This window comes from Streptomyces sp. NPDC021019, from assembly GCF_044333295.1.
In the GTDB taxonomy this organism is placed as follows: Bacteria; Actinomycetota; Actinomycetes; order Streptomycetales; family Streptomycetaceae; genus Streptomyces.
The window spans coordinates 1040226-1055701 of record NZ_JBIRQR010000001.1; the positions used below are offsets into that span (position 1 = coordinate 1040226).

A 15476-nucleotide genomic window follows, 5' to 3' on the forward strand; every position below is an offset into this window, starting at 1 on the left:
CGCGATGCTCGCCCGGATCTCCCGGCGGCTGGCCGGACTGCTGGCCACCCTCCTCGCCGCCTCCTTCGTCATCTTCGCCGCCGTGTACGCGGCCCCCGGCGACCCCGCCGTCTTCCTGGCCGGAGGCCGCGACAAACTCACCCCCGAGAAGCTGGAGCTGGTCCGGGCGCAGTACCACCTCGACGAACCCCTCGTCGTGCAGTACGGCCGCTGGCTCGGCGACTGCCTCCAGTTCGACCTCGGCCGCTCCTTCAAATACAGCGACCAGGTGGCCGACCTGCTCGTCGCCCGCTTCCCGACCACCCTGGCCCTGGTGGCGTACGCGACCGTCCTCTTCGTCGTCCTCGGCGTCGGCGCGGGCATCCTCGCCGCCGTCCGGCGCGGCACCTGGGTCGACTCGGCCGTGGTCGGCGGTACGACGCTGGCGGCCTCGGTCCCCTCGTTCGTCTCCGCCATCGCGCTCGCCGCCGTCTTCGGCGTCCAGCTCGGCTGGTTCCCCGTCACCGGAGGGGGCGAGGGCTTCACCGGCACCCTGCACCACCTCACTCTGCCCGCCCTGACGCTGGCGCTCGGCGCGCTCGCCATCATCAGCCGGGTCACCCGGCAGGCGATGGCCGACGCCGGGGCCGCCGACCACGTGGAGGCCGCCCGCTCCTCCGGCATCCCCGAGCGCGAGATCGTCCGCCGCCACATCCTGCGCAACGCGTTGGGCCCGATCGTCACCATGTGCGGCCTGGTCATGGCCGGGATGCTCGCCGGCACGGTCGTCGTGGAGACCGCGTTCGGCATCAGCGGCATCGGCTCGCTGCTCGTCGGCGCGATCAACACCCACGACTTCCCGGTGGCCCAGGCGGTCCTGCTGCTCATGGTCACCGGCTACATCGTGGTCACCACCCTCGTCGACCTCGTCCACCCGCTGCTCGACCCGCGCGTGAAGGAGGCCGCCGTATGACCGCCCCGACCCTGGCCCCGGCCCTCACCCCGGTGGAGATCCCGGCCGCCCGGCGCCCCTACGGGGCGATCCTCGCGGGCGCGGTCCTCGGCCTGGTGCTGCTCGCCGCCCTCCTCGCCCCGCTCATCGCCCCGTACGCCCCCGACGCCATCGACCTCTCCGCCTCGCTGGCCGGGACCACCGGCGACCACCTCCTGGGCACCGACTCCTCCGGCCAGGACCTGCTGTCGCGGGTGCTGTACGGGGCCCGCACCAGTCTCGTCGCCCCGGCGCTCCTGCTCGCCATCGCCGCCGTGCTCGGTATCGCGCTCGGCACCCTGGCGGCCTGGCGCGGCGGCTGGGCCGACACCGTCGTCTCCCGGCTCACCGACGTCATGTACGCGTTCCCGGGGCTGCTGTTCACCGTGCTGATCATCGCCGTCTTCGGCGCCGGAATGACGACCTCCGTGCTGGCGCTCGGCCTCGCCTACACGCCGACCGTCGCCAAGTACACCCGCTCCGTGGCCATCGGGGAGCGGCGCAAGCCCTACATCGACGCCTACCGCGTCCAGGGCATGGGCGGCCTGCGGATCTGCGCGTTCCACCTCGTCCCCAACCTCGGCCGCTCCGTCATCGGCTATCTGGTGGTCCTCTTCGGCGAGGCCCTGATGTCCCTGGCCACGCTCTCCTACCTGGGCTTCGGTGCCCAGCCGCCCAGCTCCGACTGGGGGCTGATGGTGCAGGAGGGGCAGGCCGCCGTCGTCCAGGGCGCGCTGCTGCCCGCCCTGGTGCCCGGCATCGCCATCGCCCTGGTGGTCGTCTCCTTCAACGTCGTCGGGGTCCGGGCCGCCGACCGACTCGCCAACGGGAGGTAGGACCCATGCCGTACGACACAGCGGCGCACGCCGCACCGGGACACGACACAGCGGCGCACGCCGCACCGGGAAGTGACACCGTGCTCCTCGACATCGACCACCTCACCCTCCGCCTCCCCGGCACCGCCCGGCCCGTCCTGGACCAGGTGTCCCTGCGGGTCGCGAGCGGCGAGGTCGTCGGTCTGGTCGGCGAGTCCGGCTCCGGCAAGTCCACGACCGCCAAGGCCGCCCTCCGCACGCTCCCCGAAGGGACGGCCCTCGACGGTTCCGTACGGGTGGCGGGCCGCGACGTCCTCGCCCTGCGCGGCGAGGAGCTGCGCGCCCACCGGGCCCGGACCGTCGCCCTGGTCCACCAGGACCCGCGCGCCGCCCTCAACCCCGTCCGCCGCGTCGGGGACTTCCTCGTCGAGCGGCTCGCCGCCGCCGGGACCGGAGTGACCGGGGCGGCGGCCCGGAACCGCGCGGTCGAGCTGCTCGACGCCGTCGGGCTCGACGAACCGGAGCGCCGGGTCCGCCAGCGCCCGCACGAACTCTCCGGCGGGATGCTCCAACGCGTCGTCATCGCCGGGGCGCTCGCCGCCGAGCCCCGGCTGCTGCTGGCCGACGAGGCGACCAGCGCCCTGGACGTCACCACCCAGGCGGAGATCCTCGCCCTCCTGCGCACCCTGCGCGCCGAACGCGGCCTCGGCCTGCTGTTCATCACCCACGACCTGCACCTGGCCGCCGCCTACTGCGACCGCGTGTACGTGATGTACGCGGGCCGGGTCGTCGAGGAGCGGACCGCCGGCGACCTGTTCGAGCGGCCCCGCCACCCCTACACCCGGGGGCTGCTGGCCTGCTCGCCGACGCTGGGGGAGGAGCACCGGGAGATCCGCCCGATCCCGGGGAAGCCGCCGTCGCTGGCCGACGCCTTCGCGGGCTGCCCCTTCGCCGACCGCTGCCCGGACGCCGAACCGGAGTGCGCGAGCTGGCGGCCCGAGCCGGTGGCCCTCGCGGACGGCGGTACGGGCTCCGCCTCCTGCCGCCGGCTGCCCGGACTCGGCCCCGTACCCGTACCGCTGACACAGATGAAGGGCACCGACCGATGACGCTCTCCTCGGACCGGGACCCCGCGCCGCTTCTCGCGGTCGACGGGCTGCGCAAGACGTACCCGCTGCCCGGCAAGGGCCGCCTGACCGCCGCCGACGGCATCGGCTTCACCGTCCCGTCGGGCGGTTCGCTCGGGATCGTCGGGGAGTCCGGCTCCGGCAAGACGACCGTGGCCCGGATGCTGGTGGGCCTGGTCCGCCCGGACGCCGGAACGGTCCGGGTCGAGGGCCGGGCCCGGGGGCTCACCGCCCCGCGCGGCAGGGCGGCCCGGCTGGCCCGTGCGCGGGAGATCCAGATGGTCTTCCAGGACCCCTACCTCTCGCTCGACCCCCGGCTCACCGCCCGTCGCTGCCTCACCACGGCGCTGCGGCTGCACGGCCGACCCGCGGAACTGGCCGACGGCCTGCTGGACCGGGTGGGTCTCGGCGCCCGCGAGGCCGAGGCACTGCCGCACGGGCTCTCCGGCGGGCAGCGGCAGCGCCTGGCCATCGCCCGCGCGCTCGCCGTCGATCCGAAGGTGCTGGTCCTGGACGAGGCGGTGGCGGCGCTCGACGTGTCGATCCAGGCCCAGATCCTGCACCTGCTCGACGGGATCCGCCGGGACACCGGGGTCGCCCTGGTCTTCGTCAGCCACGACCTGGCGGTGGTGCAGCACATCACCGACGAGGTCGTCGTGATGCGGCGGGGAACGGCCGTCGAACAGGGCCCGACCGCCGACGTGCTCGCCGACCCCCGCGACCCCTACACCCGGCTGCTGCTGGCCTCGGTGCCACGCGCCGGCTGGGACCCGGCCGACGCGGTCGCCGCCCGGTCCGCCGTGGCCTGACCGGTCCGGTCGTTCCACAGGCGACCGGGTCGTCCACAGGCAGGAGCCCCGTTCCTCCGCCGAAGCGGGGGAGCGGGGCTCCTTGGGTACTGCTGTGTACGGCCGCGATCGACCGACCCGGGCAACTAGGCCGGGGTGACGTTCTCAGCCTGCGGACCCTTGGGTCCCTGAGTGACGTCGAAGTTCACGACCTGGTTCTCCTCGAGGGAGCGGAACCCGGACGCGTTGATCGCGGAGTAGTGAACGAAGACATCCGGGCCGCCGCCGTCCTGGGCGATGAAGCCGAAGCCCTTTTCAGCGTTGAACCACTTGACGGTTCCGGTAGCCATAAGCCCTCCTTGGGCCAAAGGGTTGCCCTGCTCCAGAACCTGCAAACAAGTCTGAAAACTACAAAAGCCTGCGGGTTACATGCTCCGCAGGCTCTGTACTGCAAGGGAAACCAAACTGCAACTTGCGAGCGAGCCTAGCACGCGGTCTCCGGCGAGCGGTAGAGGGAAAGATCACTTCACCCGAATGTTTGAAGGCCCTCGTCGGGCTCCGGCGGGAGGCCCCGGAAAGGAGGCGCGGACCGGGGCGCGGGCAGGGGCGCGGGCAGGGGTGCGGACCGGTCGTGGGACGGGCGGGCGGGCCCCGGTGATGCTCGCGAACGGCTGCGGGTCTAGCCTCGCGATGTGGACAATTCAACCGTCTCCCCCCGTGAAGGCGACGACGACCGTCGCAGTCGGCCCCGCGTCGGCCACATCCAGTTCCTGAACTGCCTCCCGCTGTACTGGGGCCTGGCGCGCACGGGGACCCTGCTCGACCTGGAGCTCTCCAAGGACACCCCGGAGCGGCTCAGCGAGCAGCTGGTCAGGGGCGATCTGGACATCGGCCCGGTCACCCTCGTGGAGTACCTGCGCAACGCGGACGACCTGGTGGCCTTCCCCGACATCGCGGTCGGCTGCGACGGGCCCGTCATGTCCTGCGTGATCGTCTCCCAGCTCCCGCTGGAGCAGCTCGACCGGGCCCGGGTGGCGCTCGGCTCGACCTCCCGCACCTCGGTGCGGCTGGCGCAACTGCTGCTGGCCGAGCGTTACGGCGTGCACCCCGACTACTACACCTGCCCGCCCGACCTGGGCCTGATGATGCAGGAGGCGGACGCCGCCGTGCTGATCGGCGACGCCGCGCTGCGCGCCAACCTGCACGACGCCCCCCGGCTCGGGCTCCAGGTCCACGACCTGGGCCAGATGTGGAAGGAGTGGACGGGGCTGCCGTTCGTCTTCGCCGTCTGGGCGGCCCGCAAGGACTTCCTCGCCGCCCACCCCGAACAGGCGGCCCAGGTCCACCAGGCGTTCCTGGCCTCCCGGGACCTCTCCCTGGAGGAGGTCGCCAAGGTCGCGGAGCAGGCGGCCCGCTGGGAGGCCTTCGACGCGGAGGTGCTGGAGCGGTACTTCACGACGCTCGACTTCCGCTTCGGCCCGGACCAGCTGGCCGGCGTCCGGGAGTTCGCCCGCCGCACGGGGCGGGACACCGGCTACCCGGCCGACGTCCACGTGGAGCTGCTCGGCGGCTGAGCGACCCAGCGAGTGGGCGGGCGACTGAACCGGGGAATGGAGGGAATTCCCTTTCCGTACCCGCAAAGGGGCGGGGTTCGTACTCGCAAAGGGAATGGGAGAGGTCGCGCAACAACACATTCGCGCCTTTCCCCGGGGCGAAAAGATCCCCTCCTGACCGGAGAAGGGGGAATGGTCCGGCCGTTTCCCGGTGACCGCGCCCTTGGCGCCCCCTAGGCTTCGGTCCGGGTCCGGGCCGTCCACCGGGTTTACCGTCCACGGGTTCACCGTCCGCAGGGTTCACAGGGGGAGTCCATATGCAGCCGCTGGAAGCGGGCGAACCGCGCACCATCGGTTCCTACCGGCTGCTCGGCAGGCTCGGCGCGGGCGGTATGGGCCGGGTCTATCTCGGCCGCAGCGCGGGCGGGCGCACGGTCGCGGTCAAGGTCGTCCACCCCCACTTCGCCCTCGACGAGCAGTTCCGCGCCCGGTTCCGGCGCGAGGTGGAGTCCGCCCGGCGCATCGGCGCCCAGTGGACCGCCCCCGTCCTGGACGCCGACCCGGACGCCCCGGTGCCGTGGGTGGCCACCGGGTACGTCGCCGGGCCCCCGCTCTCGCAGGCGATCACCGAGCACGGCCCGCTGCCCGAACACGCGGTGCGCACCCTGGGCGCGGGTCTCGCCGAGGCCCTCGCCGTCGTCCACGGACAGGGCATCGTCCACCGTGACGTGAAGCCGTCCAACGTGCTGCTCGCCCTCGACGGCCCCCGCCTCATCGACTTCGGCATCGCACGGGCCCTCGGCGCGACCGTCTCGCTCACCTCCACCGGGGTCTCCGTCGGCTCGCCCGGCTACATGGCGCCCGAGCAGATCCGGGGCCGGGACGTCTCCGGCGCGGCCGACGTCTTCTCGCTGGGCGCGGTCCTCGCGTACGCGGCGACGGGCGCGGCCCCCTTCCCGGGCGACTCCTCCGCCGTGCTCCTCTACAAGGTGGTCCACGAGGAACCCGAACTGGGCGACCTGGAGGGCGAACTGCGCGAGGTGGTCGAGGGCTGCCTCGCCAAGGACCCGGCGGCCCGCCCCGCCCCGGCCGATCTCGCCCGCGTGCTCGCTCCCGGCGGGGCGGCGGCGATGGTGGCGGGCGGCTGGCTGCCGGGCGGGCTGGTGCGCGAGGTGAGCCGGTCCGCGGTGGCGCTGCTCGACCTGGAACCGCAGGACGCGCCGGTCCAGTCGGGGCCGGTGCCGTTCAGCAGCGCGTCGCTGGGGGCGGTGCCGGGCACGGCCGCGGGCAGGGGCGGACAGTTCGGCCCGCCCGCCCCGGGCCCGCAGGAAGCGCCGTACGGCGCCCCCCGTGAGCAGGAAGCGGCGCAGCGGCAGGCCCCGTACGGCACACCGCGCCCGCAGGAAGCGACGCAGGACGCGCCGTACAGGACCCCGCATCCGCAGGACGACGCGTACGGCACGCCGCATCCGCAGGACGACACGTACGGCACGCCGCCCCCGCCCCCGCCCCCGACGCCTCCGCGCGCGAAACCCGCCTCCACCGTGCCCCCGCCCCCCAGGCACGCCGGGACGTACCGCCAGGACGGCGACGGCGCGCACGGGCTGCCGGGCGGGCGCCCCGGGGACCCCCGCCTCTCCCTCACCGTCAGTGCCGAGAACCGGCAGACTCCCGGGGAGCGCCGGAGTCGCCGCGTCAGCTGCACGGTCGCCCTGGCGGTGGCGGGCGCGCTCGCGGCCGTCACCCTCGGCACGGGCCTGCTCGACGGTCTCCTCCCGGGCGGCGACGCCGACCGGGACCGGGGCACCGACGCCGCGACGACCCCGTCGGGCTCCGCCTCTCCGCCCGGCTCCGGGAAGCCGACGCCCGCCGAGTCCGCCGACGCGAGCGGGGCCCCGGTCGGCGAGCTGCCGAAGGCGTACCTGGGCACCTGGAAGGGGCCGGTCACCGAGAAGACGACCGGTCAGCCGCACGGCACCCTCACCGCCGTCTTCACCCAGGGGGAACGCGGCGAGCAGGTCGTCCGGATGAGCACGACGATCTCCCAACTCGGCCTCACCGTCACCTGCAACAGCGTCGGCACCCTCGCCTCCGGCACCGCGGCGGAGCTGAACATCCGCGAGGCCACCGATCCGGACCGCCCCAGCACACCCGGCCTGTGCACCGGCACCGAGGCGGACGTGGTCTTCCGCCTGGCCGGCGACGGCACCCTGGACTACCGCTCGAAGGAACGTGCCGCGGGTCTCCCGTACGGCAAGCTCACCAGGTCCGGCGGCTGACGGCGCCCGGGGCTGGCGTACGCTGGATCGGTCCGAGGATCCGTAGAAAAACCGCCGAAAGGTGACAGCCCGGTGACCGAGAAGGCCGACCTTCAGCCCGTCCTCGACCGAGCCGCCGAAGGCGGTCGGATCACCCCGGAGGAGGCGCTCGACCTCTACCGGTCCGCGCCCCTGCACGCGCTGGGCGCCGCCGCCGACGCCGCACGCCGCCGCCGCTACGCCGGTACGGAACACATCGCGACGTACATCATCGAGCGGAACATCAACTACACCAACGTGTGCGTGACGGCCTGCAAGTTCTGCGCCTTCTACGCCCCGCCCAAGGACACCGCCAAGGGCTGGACCCGCGACCTCGACGACATCCTGCGCCGCTGCGCGGAGACCGTGGAGCTGGGCGGCACCCAGATCATGTTCCAGGGCGGCCACCACCCGGACTTCGGCGTGGAGTACTACGAGGAGCACTTCTCCGCGATCAAGAAGGCCTACCCGCAGCTGGTCATCCACTCGCTGGGCGCCTCCGAGATCGAGCACATGGCCCGGATCTCGAAGGTCTCCGCCGAGGAGGCCATCAGCCGGATCCACGCCGCCGGGCTCGACTCCTTCGCCGGCGCCGGCGCCGAACTGCTGCCCGCCCGGCCGCGCACCGCGATCGCCCCGCTCAAGGAGTCCGGCGAGCGGTGGCTGGAGATCATGGAGATCGCGCACGGCCTCGGCGTCGAGTCCACCTCCACCATGCTGATGGGTACCGGCGAGACCAACGCCGAGCGCATCGAGCACCTGAGCATGATCCGGGACGTCCAGGACCGTACGGGCGGCTTCCGCGCCTTCATCCCGTACACCTACCAGCCGGAGAACAACAAGCTGAAGGGCCAGACGCAGGCCACGCTCTTCGAGTACCTGCGGATGATCGCCATCGCCCGGCTCTTCCTCGACAACGTCGCCCACATCCAGGGCTCCTGGCTGACCACCGGCAAGGAGGTCGGCCAGCTGTCGCTGCACTACGGCGCGGACGACCTCGGCTCGATCATGCTGGAGGAGAACGTCGTCTCCTCGGCCGGCGCCAAGCACCGCTCCAACCGGCTGGAGATCATCGACCTGATCCGCAAGGCGGACCGGGTCCCCGCGCAGCGCGCCACGACGTACGAGCACCTCGTCGTGCACGACGACCCGGCGATGGACCCGGTCGACGAGCGCGTGGTCTCGCACATCTCCTCCACCGCGATCGAGGGCGGCACGGCCCACCCGGAGCTGAAGCTCCTCAACGCCAACTAGGGCCTCGGCTTCCCGTGCTGACGATCCACGCCGCGCCCCTGGTCCTCCCGGTGGGCGCGGCTGCCGTCGTGGACGGCGCCGTCGCGGTGGACGGGGAGCGGATCGCGGCCCTCGGCCCGTACGAGGAGGTCGTCGCCGCGCACCCGACGGCCCGGGTCCGCCGCTGGCCCGGCCTCCTCACGCCCGGTCTGCGCCAGGACCGGGCCCGGGAGCTGCTCACCCGCTGTTACCACCCCGACCCACGAGAAGCCGACGAGCTGGGCGAACTCCCCTTGTTCGGCGAGGAGTACGAGCGCCTGGCGGCGACGATGGGCACGGCCGGGCGGGCCGGGTCCGTCCGTCGCGGGCTCCAGCGGATGCTGCGCCACGGCACGACGCACCTGGCGGTCCTCCTCGACGCGGAGGACCCCGCACTGCGCACGGCCGTCGCCCGGTCGGGCCTGGTCCGCGTCCCGCCGAAGCCCACCCAGGCGGGCCCGCCGGACCTGGACCCCTTCGCGACGGGCGGCGACCTGGCCCGCACGGCGGGCGCCCCGCTGACCGTGGGAGGCCGGGCGGACCTCGCGGTCTTCGACGTACCCGACGAGGCGGCCCTCCGCGCGGGCGGGGCGCGCGCCTGCGTGGCGACGGTCCTCGCGGGGCGACTCGTGCACCGCGCCCGCTGAGGCCGGGGCCGGCTCCGAGGCCGGAGCGGGCCTTCTACGGGACGCTCACGGCACCTTCGGGCCGCCCAGGTAGCGTCCCTTCGCGTCGTACGGCCAGGCGTTGGCGACGCAGCCCTTCAACCCGTCGATCTGCTGCATCATCGCGGGAGCGGGGCGCCCCTTCCCCGGGCAGGTCTCGTGGCCGCGTCCCAGCCAGTGGCCGACCTCGTGGTTGACGATCAGCGCCCGGTACTCCGTGACGGGCCCGTCGAACTGCGGCGAACCGAGCTGCCAGCGCTTCAGGTTGACCATCACCTTCTCGCCGCCCCGGCAGTTGACCTCGCCGCGCGTCCTCAGGCCGTACTCGCCGCAGATCCGGTCCGTGGTCGCCGGGGTGGCGATCTTGATCACGAGTCCGGCCGGTCCGTCGGCGACCTGGCGGAACGTGTTCTCGCCGCCGTGGCCCCAGCCGCGCGGGTGGGCGAGAACGGCGGCTATCTCCTCGGCGGCCCGGTCGGGGTCGACGCCGCTGCCGTTCTCCACCTCGACCCGGTAGGCGCTGCCCCTGCCCTTCGCGTCGACCCCCGCACGGGCCACGGTGAACGTGCCGGGGCCCGAGGCGGGGATGTCCTCGGCCCGGACGTCGCCGTCCTTCGTGTCCGAGGACGAGGCGGAGGCGGAGGGCGCCGGGGACGGCGGGGGAGTGGACGGAGGCGGGTCCTCCAGCGGCTCCGACGCGTTGTCCGGTCCTTCCGCCGGTGCCGTACGGGACGAGTTCGGCGCCGCCGCGTCAGCCGGTCCGCCCCCGTCCTGCCAGGGGCGGCCGACCAGCAGGGCCGCGCCCGCCACGACCACGAGGGCCAGCACGGTGAGCGAGGCCGCCCGGCGCCGGTCGCGGCGTCTGCGGCGCACCCGGGAGCGGGCCGTCGACCGCGAGCCGCCCGGTGCGTGCCCCGGAGCGCGGGGCGGCGGCACGCGCAGCCGGAACGTGTCCTCGTCGCGGTCCGGTCCCCCGTGCGCGCGCGGCAGTGTGCCCGTGGGCCGGCGGCGCGTCACGAGGCGGCCCCGCTCCGCGGCGCCGGGTTCTCGTCGGCGTACGCGATCAGCTCCCGGAACCGCGGACTCTGGACGACCCGGACCAGGTCTCCGGCGGTGACGGGAGCGCCGCCCGCCCCGGACGGCGCGGGCGAGACGGAGAGGGCCACCGTGCTGCGGCCGGAACGGTACTGGAGGGAGACCTCCGTACCCGTCCGGCCCTCGGCGGGCTGCCGGTACACCCGGGCGGGCGTGCCGTCGTCCAGGGAGAGGCCCTCGCAGGTCAGCCCCTTCTCCGGGATGTCGCGGCAGGCGGGCGCCGGGCCCCCCGGCGCGGGGCGCACCGACAGGCGGACGGCGTGCACGATGGAGCCGCGCCGCCCCTGGTAGTTCTCCGGGCCGTCACCGACCGGCAGGACCGTCCCGACCGACGCGGGCAGCAGGGCGTCCAGCGCCCCGGCCGCCCACTGCCGGAAGTCCTCCAGCCGCTGGGCCTCCACGGGGCCGAGACCGGGCGGGACCGACGGGGAAGGCGTCGCGTAGGGGGGTGTCGCGGGAACGGCCGCGGACTCCGTCGGCACGGGGGTGGACGTGGGGCTCGGCATGTCGGGGCGTGGCTCCGTACGTTGGGGGGAAGGGGTGGGGGCGGGCAGGGAGACGGACGGACCGGCGGGCGCGGCGGGACCCGCGTCGGGCCCCGCCAGCAGCCAGGGGCCGAGCACGGCGAGGCCCAGGGTCACGGCGGTGACCGCGACGAAGGTGCCCGCGACCGCGAACGTCCGGGTCCTGGCCCGTCGCCGGCGCCCCTCCCGGACGGCGTCGGGGACGAGATCGGGCTGGAGGGACAGCGGGCCGACGGTCCGGTGCAGGGCGTCCCGGAACAGCTCTTCGTCGTGGGTGCCGGGCGGCAGGTGCTCATGTGGTTCGGGGATCATGACCGGCCCTCAGCTTCCGGTGGAGTAGAGCTGGACGTCGCCCATCCGGGCGCGCAGTCGGACGAGCGAACGCGAGCACTGGCTCTTCACCGTGGACTCGCTGCACCGCAGCAGCGAGGCCACGGTCTCCACGCTCAGGTCGTCCCAGTAGCGCAGGACGACCATCGCCCGTGCCCGGGGCGGGAGTTCGGCGAGCAGGGCGAGCAGCGTGACCCGGAGGTCGGCGCCCGGCGCGGGGTTGGGCTGCGGGCGGGGCGCGTTGCGGTTGTGGGCGAGCAGGTCGCGTACCGTGCGGCGGCGTTCGGCCACGAAGGTGCGGACGAGCACGGTCTTGGCGTAGGCGTCGAGGTTGTCCGCCCTGCTCGCCTTCCGCCAGTGCTGGAACAGCTTGGCGAGCGTCGTCTGCGTCAGGTCCTGCGCGCCCTCGACGTCTCCGCACAGCAGGTAGGCCGTCCGGTACAGCCGGCGCTGCCCGGTCCGGGCGTACGCCTCGAACGCGGCGCCCTCGCCGTCGGCCATGGCGGGCTCAGCCGTCGCCGGCATCAGCCCTCCCCTCTCCTCGCGCTTCCGTGCTCCCCCGGACTCCGCCCCTGGGCGGACTCCCACCCCTTACAGAGCACCCGTGTGCCGAAAAGGTTGAAGAGAAGTGAAGATCAGTTCGAAGGAGGCGTGGGACCCGGGCGACCGCCCCGCTGATCCGTGCCGCCGGGCTGCTTGAATGGCGGGGTGACCCGAGCCTCCCTGGAAAAGCAGCCGCACGAAGTCGCCTCGATGTTCGACGGTGTGGCGGCCAACTACGACCTGACCAACGACGTGATCTCGCTCGGCCAGGCCCGGCTGTGGCGCAAGGCGGTCGCCCGGGCGGTCGACGCCCGCCCCGCGCAGAGGATCCTCGACCTGGCGGCCGGTACGGCGACGTCCTCGCAGCCCTTCGTGAAGGCGGGCGCCTACGTCGTGCCGTGCGACTTCTCGCTCGGCATGCTCAAGGTCGGCAAGGAGCGCCACCCCTGGATGCCGTTCACCGCGGGCGACGGGATGAAGCTGCCCTTCAAGGACGAGACGTTCGACACCGTCACGATCTCCTTCGGGCTGCGCAACATCCAGGACACCGAGGTCGCCCTGCGCGAGCTGTACCGGGTGACGAAGCCCGGCGGCCGCGTCGTGATCTGCGAGTTCTCCCAGCCGACCTGGGCCCCGTTCCGCACGGTCTACACGGAGTACCTCATGCGGGCGATCCCGCCGACCGCCCGCGCGGTGTCCTCCAACCCGGACGCGTACGTCTACCTCGCCGAGTCCATCCGCGACTGGCCCGACCAGCCCGCCCTCGCCGCACTGCTCCAGAAGGCCGGCTGGTCGAAGGTCGCCTGGCGCAACCTGACCGGCGGCGTGGTGGCCCTGCACCGGGCCACCCGCGCCTGACGTTCCCGTAACGGTCCGGGGCCGGTCACGGTCCGGGCTACGGCTCCCGTCCGCGGATCCGGCCCGGGGCGCCCCCGTCCCCGGGCCCGGACACGGCCCCCGGGCTCACAGCTCCAGCCGGAAGCAGACGGCCTCCTGGCCGCGCGGGGTGGCGTACGACTCGGCCCGCCGCATCCCGAGCCGTTCCGCGACCGCCATCGACCGGGCGTTGCGCGAGTGGACCATCGCGACGACCTCGCCCACCCCCGCGGCCCGTACCCGCTCCAGCGTGGTGCGGGCGGCGGCGGTGGCGTACCCCCGGCCCCACGCCGGGCGCCCCAGCCGCCAGCCGATCTCGGTCGCGCCGACCGGCCCGTAGTGCGTGTGCGGCCACGGCTGCGCCCCGGTGAAGCCGAGAACGGCGTCCTGCTCGTCCGTGACGGTCCACAGGCAGTAGCCCAGCTCCGCGTCGTGCCGCCGCTGGCGGGCGGTGAGCTCCTCGTACGCGGACAGTTCCGCGCTCCGCCCGTCGAAGAACTCCATCACCTGCGGGTCGTCGAAGACCCGATGCCAGGCCAGGGCGTCCTCATCGGTCGGAACACGGAGATGGACGGCAGGGGCCGAAGCAGGCGGTGTGACGGGTGCTGTCGACATGAGGGAGCCCTTCGGAGGGTTGGTTCGCAGGCCCCCATAGACTGCACGGGACATGTGCCGCGCGGCACGCGAATTCGAGTCTTCGGGAGATCCGACCGTGACCGAGCCCCTCTCCGAGCACAGCGCGGACGTGATCGTCGTCGGGGCGGGCCCAGCCGGCTCCACGACCGCCTACTACCTCGCCAAGGCCGGACTCGACGTCCTGCTCCTGGAGAAGACCGCCTTCCCCCGCGAGAAGGTCTGCGGCGACGGGCTCACGCCCCGCGCCACGAAACAGCTCGTCTCCATGGGGATCGACATCTCCGAGGAGGCGGGCTGGCTGCGCAACAAGGGCCTGCGCATCATCGGCGGCGGTGTACGGCTCCAGCTGGACTGGCCGGACCTCGCCTCCTACCCGGACTACGGCCTGGTCCGCAAGCGCGACGACTTCGACGAGCAACTGGCCCGGCAGGCGCAGAAGGCCGGCGCCCGGCTCCACGAGCGCTGCAACGTGGGCGCGCCCATCAGGGACGAGCGCACCGGCCGCATCACCGGCGTCGAGGCGAAGATCGGTGAGGAGAAGACCCCGGTCACCTTCCACGCCCCGCTCGTCGTCGCCGCCGACGGCAACTCCACGCGGCTCTCCCTGGCGATGGGGCTGCACCGCCGCGAGGACCGCCCCATGGGGGTCGCGGTGCGGACCTACTTCACCTCGCCCCGCCACGACGACGACTACCTGGAGTCCTGGCTGGAGCTGTGGGACAAGCGCGGTTCCGAGGACCGCCTGCTGCCCGGCTACGGCTGGATCTTCGGCATGGGCGACGGCACCTCCAACGTGGGCCTCGGCATCCTCAACTCCTCCTCCGCCTTCAAGGAGCTGGACTGGCGCGAGGTCCTCAAGGCCTGGTGCGCCTCGATGCCGGAGGACTGGGGCTACACCCCCGACAACATGACGATGCCGATCCGCGGCGCGGCCCTCCCGATGGCCTTCAACCGCCAGCCGCACTACACCAAGGGCCTCCTCCTCGTCGGCGACGCGGGCGGCATGGTCAACCCGTTCAACGGCGAAGGCATCGCGTACGCCATGGAGTCGGGCCAGATCGCGGCCGACGTCATCGTCCAGGCCCACGCCCGCGCCACCCCCGCCCAGCGCGAACTGGCCCTGAACAACTACCCGAAGGTGCTCAAGGAGACCTACGGCGGCTATTACACGATGGGCCGCGCCTTCGTGAAGCTGATCGGCAACCCGAAGATCATGAAGGTCGCCACCCAGCGCGGTCTCACCCACCCGCTGCTGATGAAGTTCACCCTCAAGATGCTGGCCAACCTGACCGACCCGCAGGGCGGCGACGCGATGGACCGCATCATCAACGGCCTGTCGAAGGTGGCCCCGAAGGCCTGAGGCCGCTCAGGAAGGGTCCGCCGCGCGGGTGCGTTCGTAGTGGCGGGCCACCCGGGCCCGGTTGCCGCAGGAGGGCTTGCACCACTCCTGCCGGCCGTGGCTCCTGATGAAGTACCGCACGCAGCGAGGCGCGTGGCAGGCCCGTAGCCGCTCGCGCTCCGGGCCGCTCAGGAAGTCGACGGCATCGCGCGCCAGCGCCGCGACCAGCCGTGCGCGCGGGTCGGCCTCGGCCGACAACAGGCGGATCGCCGGGGCCTCTCCGTCCGGCCAGTGCAGCTGGGGGGCGACGGGCTCCCGGGCCGCGGCCGCGTTGAGGTGGGCCAGGGCCTCGTCGGCGGGCATCAGGCGATGGGCGTCGGCCCGGCTGGGCGGGGCCGGGCCGACCATCCGTGCGAACAGGGCCCGGACGGCCCGCCGTACACCGACGACCGCGGCCCGGAGCTCCTCGTCGACGACCAGGTCCCCGGTGGCGGTCGCGACGGCCGGCAGGCCGGGCTGCCGCCGGAGCCAGCGATCGGCACCCCGGACCGTGTCCAGGTCGTCGAGCACCCCGCCGTCCCCGTCGTGACGGATGGTGCTCACCAGCTCCATCACGGGCCGCTGTGCCACTGTCTGCTCCTCTCCG

16 protein-coding genes are annotated in these 15476 nt (G+C 73.6%); 10 read left to right on the forward strand and 6 right to left on the reverse strand.

Going from position 1 to position 15476, the window contains the following annotated elements; translation table 11 throughout:
• Positions 1–4 precede the first annotated feature (4 nt).
• From ACH4RG_RS04850 to ACH4RG_RS04865, 4 genes are all read left to right on the forward strand, one after another.
• The gene (locus ACH4RG_RS04850) at positions 5–952 is read left to right on the forward strand and encodes an ABC transporter permease (RefSeq protein WP_398539123.1); all 948 of its coding nucleotides are present in this window, start codon (positions 5–7) and stop codon (positions 950–952) included.
• Positions 949–1806: an ABC transporter permease gene (locus ACH4RG_RS04855; protein ID WP_398161558.1), complete on the forward strand. Its 858-nt coding sequence runs from the start codon at positions 949–951 to the stop codon at positions 1804–1806. The genes ACH4RG_RS04850 and ACH4RG_RS04855 overlap by 4 nt, the downstream gene beginning before the upstream one ends.
• Positions 1807–1886: 80 nt before the next feature.
• Positions 1887–2894, forward strand: coding sequence for an ABC transporter ATP-binding protein (locus ACH4RG_RS04860; RefSeq protein WP_397927836.1), 1008 nt, complete (start codon positions 1887–1889; stop codon positions 2892–2894).
• A complete protein-coding gene (locus ACH4RG_RS04865; protein ID WP_397919695.1) occupies positions 2891–3721 on the forward strand; it encodes an ABC transporter ATP-binding protein in 831 nt (276 codons plus the stop codon). Before ACH4RG_RS04860 ends, ACH4RG_RS04865 begins: the two co-directional genes overlap by 4 nt.
• 125 nt (positions 3722–3846) lie before the next feature.
• Here the strand turns inward: ACH4RG_RS04865 and ACH4RG_RS04870 are convergent, their stop codons facing one another.
• Positions 3847–4050, reverse strand: coding sequence for a cold-shock protein (locus tag ACH4RG_RS04870; RefSeq protein ID WP_003967102.1), 204 nt, complete (start codon positions 4048–4050; stop codon positions 3847–3849).
• A gap of 342 nt (positions 4051–4392) precedes the next feature.
• Between ACH4RG_RS04870 and ACH4RG_RS04875 the strand changes: the two genes are divergently transcribed.
• The 4 genes from ACH4RG_RS04875 (at position 4393) to ACH4RG_RS04890 (ending at position 9469) form a co-directional block, all read left to right on the forward strand.
• On the forward strand, positions 4393–5274 hold the full coding sequence (locus ACH4RG_RS04875) for a menaquinone biosynthetic enzyme MqnA/MqnD family protein (RefSeq protein WP_397919697.1): 882 nt from the start codon (positions 4393–4395) through the stop codon (positions 5272–5274).
• 296 nt (positions 5275–5570) lie between these two features.
• Positions 5571–7532, forward strand: a complete 1962-nt coding sequence (locus ACH4RG_RS04880) for a protein kinase (protein WP_397919699.1) — start codon at positions 5571–5573, stop codon at positions 7530–7532.
• Between the two features lie 72 nt (positions 7533–7604).
• Positions 7605–8804 carry a cyclic dehypoxanthinyl futalosine synthase gene (mqnC, locus tag ACH4RG_RS04885; RefSeq protein ID WP_397919701.1) on the forward strand — a complete coding sequence of 400 codons (1200 nt, stop codon included), beginning with the start codon at positions 7605–7607 and terminating at the stop codon, positions 8802–8804.
• A gap of 14 nt (positions 8805–8818) precedes the next feature.
• Positions 8819–9469, forward strand: coding sequence for an imidazolonepropionase-like domain-containing protein (locus tag ACH4RG_RS04890; RefSeq protein ID WP_398539124.1), 651 nt, complete (start codon positions 8819–8821; stop codon positions 9467–9469).
• Positions 9470–9514: 45 nt separating this feature from the next.
• Here ACH4RG_RS04890 and ACH4RG_RS04895 read toward each other — a convergent pair whose 3' ends face one another.
• Genes ACH4RG_RS04895 through ACH4RG_RS04905 form a run of 3 tightly spaced genes read right to left on the reverse strand, consistent with a single transcriptional unit; the run spans position 9515 to position 11937 of the window.
• The gene (locus ACH4RG_RS04895; protein WP_398539125.1) at positions 9515–10504 is read right to left on the reverse strand and encodes a DUF3152 domain-containing protein; all 990 of its coding nucleotides are present in this window, start codon (positions 10502–10504) and stop codon (positions 9515–9517) included.
• The gene (locus tag ACH4RG_RS04900) at positions 10501–11418 is read right to left on the reverse strand and encodes a hypothetical protein (RefSeq protein WP_398539126.1); all 918 of its coding nucleotides are present in this window, start codon (positions 11416–11418) and stop codon (positions 10501–10503) included. The genes ACH4RG_RS04895 and ACH4RG_RS04900 overlap by 4 nt, the downstream gene beginning before the upstream one ends.
• 9 nt (positions 11419–11427) lie before the next feature.
• The gene (locus tag ACH4RG_RS04905; RefSeq protein WP_079134812.1) at positions 11428–11937 is read right to left on the reverse strand and encodes a SigE family RNA polymerase sigma factor; all 510 of its coding nucleotides are present in this window, start codon (positions 11935–11937) and stop codon (positions 11428–11430) included.
• A 207-nt stretch (positions 11938–12144) separates the two neighbouring features.
• On the opposite strand from ACH4RG_RS04905, the gene ACH4RG_RS04910 reads away from it, so the two are divergent.
• Positions 12145–12837 carry a demethylmenaquinone methyltransferase gene (locus ACH4RG_RS04910; protein WP_397927706.1) on the forward strand — a complete coding sequence of 231 codons (693 nt, stop codon included), beginning with the start codon at positions 12145–12147 and terminating at the stop codon, positions 12835–12837.
• Between the two features lie 105 nt (positions 12838–12942).
• Here the strand turns inward: ACH4RG_RS04910 and ACH4RG_RS04915 are convergent, their stop codons facing one another.
• Positions 12943–13470 (reverse strand): GNAT family N-acetyltransferase, encoded by a 528-nt coding sequence (locus ACH4RG_RS04915; RefSeq protein WP_398161552.1) that lies wholly within the window; start codon positions 13468–13470, stop codon positions 12943–12945.
• A 97-nt stretch (positions 13471–13567) separates the two neighbouring features.
• On the opposite strand from ACH4RG_RS04915, the gene ACH4RG_RS04920 reads away from it, so the two are divergent.
• Positions 13568–14851, forward strand: a complete 1284-nt coding sequence (locus ACH4RG_RS04920) for a geranylgeranyl reductase family protein (protein ID WP_397919713.1) — start codon at positions 13568–13570, stop codon at positions 14849–14851.
• 6 nt (positions 14852–14857) lie between these two features.
• On the opposite strand, the gene ACH4RG_RS04925 is transcribed toward ACH4RG_RS04920, so the two are convergent.
• Entirely contained in the window at positions 14858–15442 is a 585-nt protein-coding gene (locus ACH4RG_RS04925) for a CGNR zinc finger domain-containing protein (RefSeq protein ID WP_397927837.1), read from the reverse strand.
• Between the last annotated feature and the right edge of the window lie 34 nt (positions 15443–15476).

Excerpts from the sequence above, each read along its gene's own strand:
- ACH4RG_RS04870 (WP_003967102.1), bottom strand. The coding sequence starts at position 4,050 with ATGGCTACCGGAACCGTCAAGTGGTTCAACGCTGAAAAGGGCTTCGGC.
- ACH4RG_RS04905 (WP_079134812.1), bottom strand. The coding sequence starts at position 11,937 with ATGGCCGACGGCGAGGGCGCCGCGTTCGAGGCGTACGCCCGGACCGGG.
- ACH4RG_RS04900 (WP_398539126.1), bottom strand. The coding sequence starts at position 11,418 with ATGATCCCCGAACCACATGAGCACCTGCCGCCCGGCACCCACGACGAA.
- ACH4RG_RS04855 (WP_398161558.1), top strand. The coding sequence starts at position 949 with ATGACCGCCCCGACCCTGGCCCCGGCCCTCACCCCGGTGGAGATCCCG.
- ACH4RG_RS04925 (WP_397927837.1), bottom strand. The coding sequence starts at position 15,442 with ATGGAGCTGGTGAGCACCATCCGTCACGACGGGGACGGCGGGGTGCTC.
- ACH4RG_RS04850 (WP_398539123.1), top strand. The coding sequence starts at position 5 with ATGCTCGCCCGGATCTCCCGGCGGCTGGCCGGACTGCTGGCCACCCTC.
- ACH4RG_RS04865 (WP_397919695.1), top strand. The coding sequence starts at position 2,891 with ATGACGCTCTCCTCGGACCGGGACCCCGCGCCGCTTCTCGCGGTCGAC.
- ACH4RG_RS04915 (WP_398161552.1), bottom strand. The coding sequence starts at position 13,470 with ATGTCGACAGCACCCGTCACACCGCCTGCTTCGGCCCCTGCCGTCCAT.
- ACH4RG_RS04880 (WP_397919699.1), top strand. The coding sequence starts at position 5,571 with ATGCAGCCGCTGGAAGCGGGCGAACCGCGCACCATCGGTTCCTACCGG.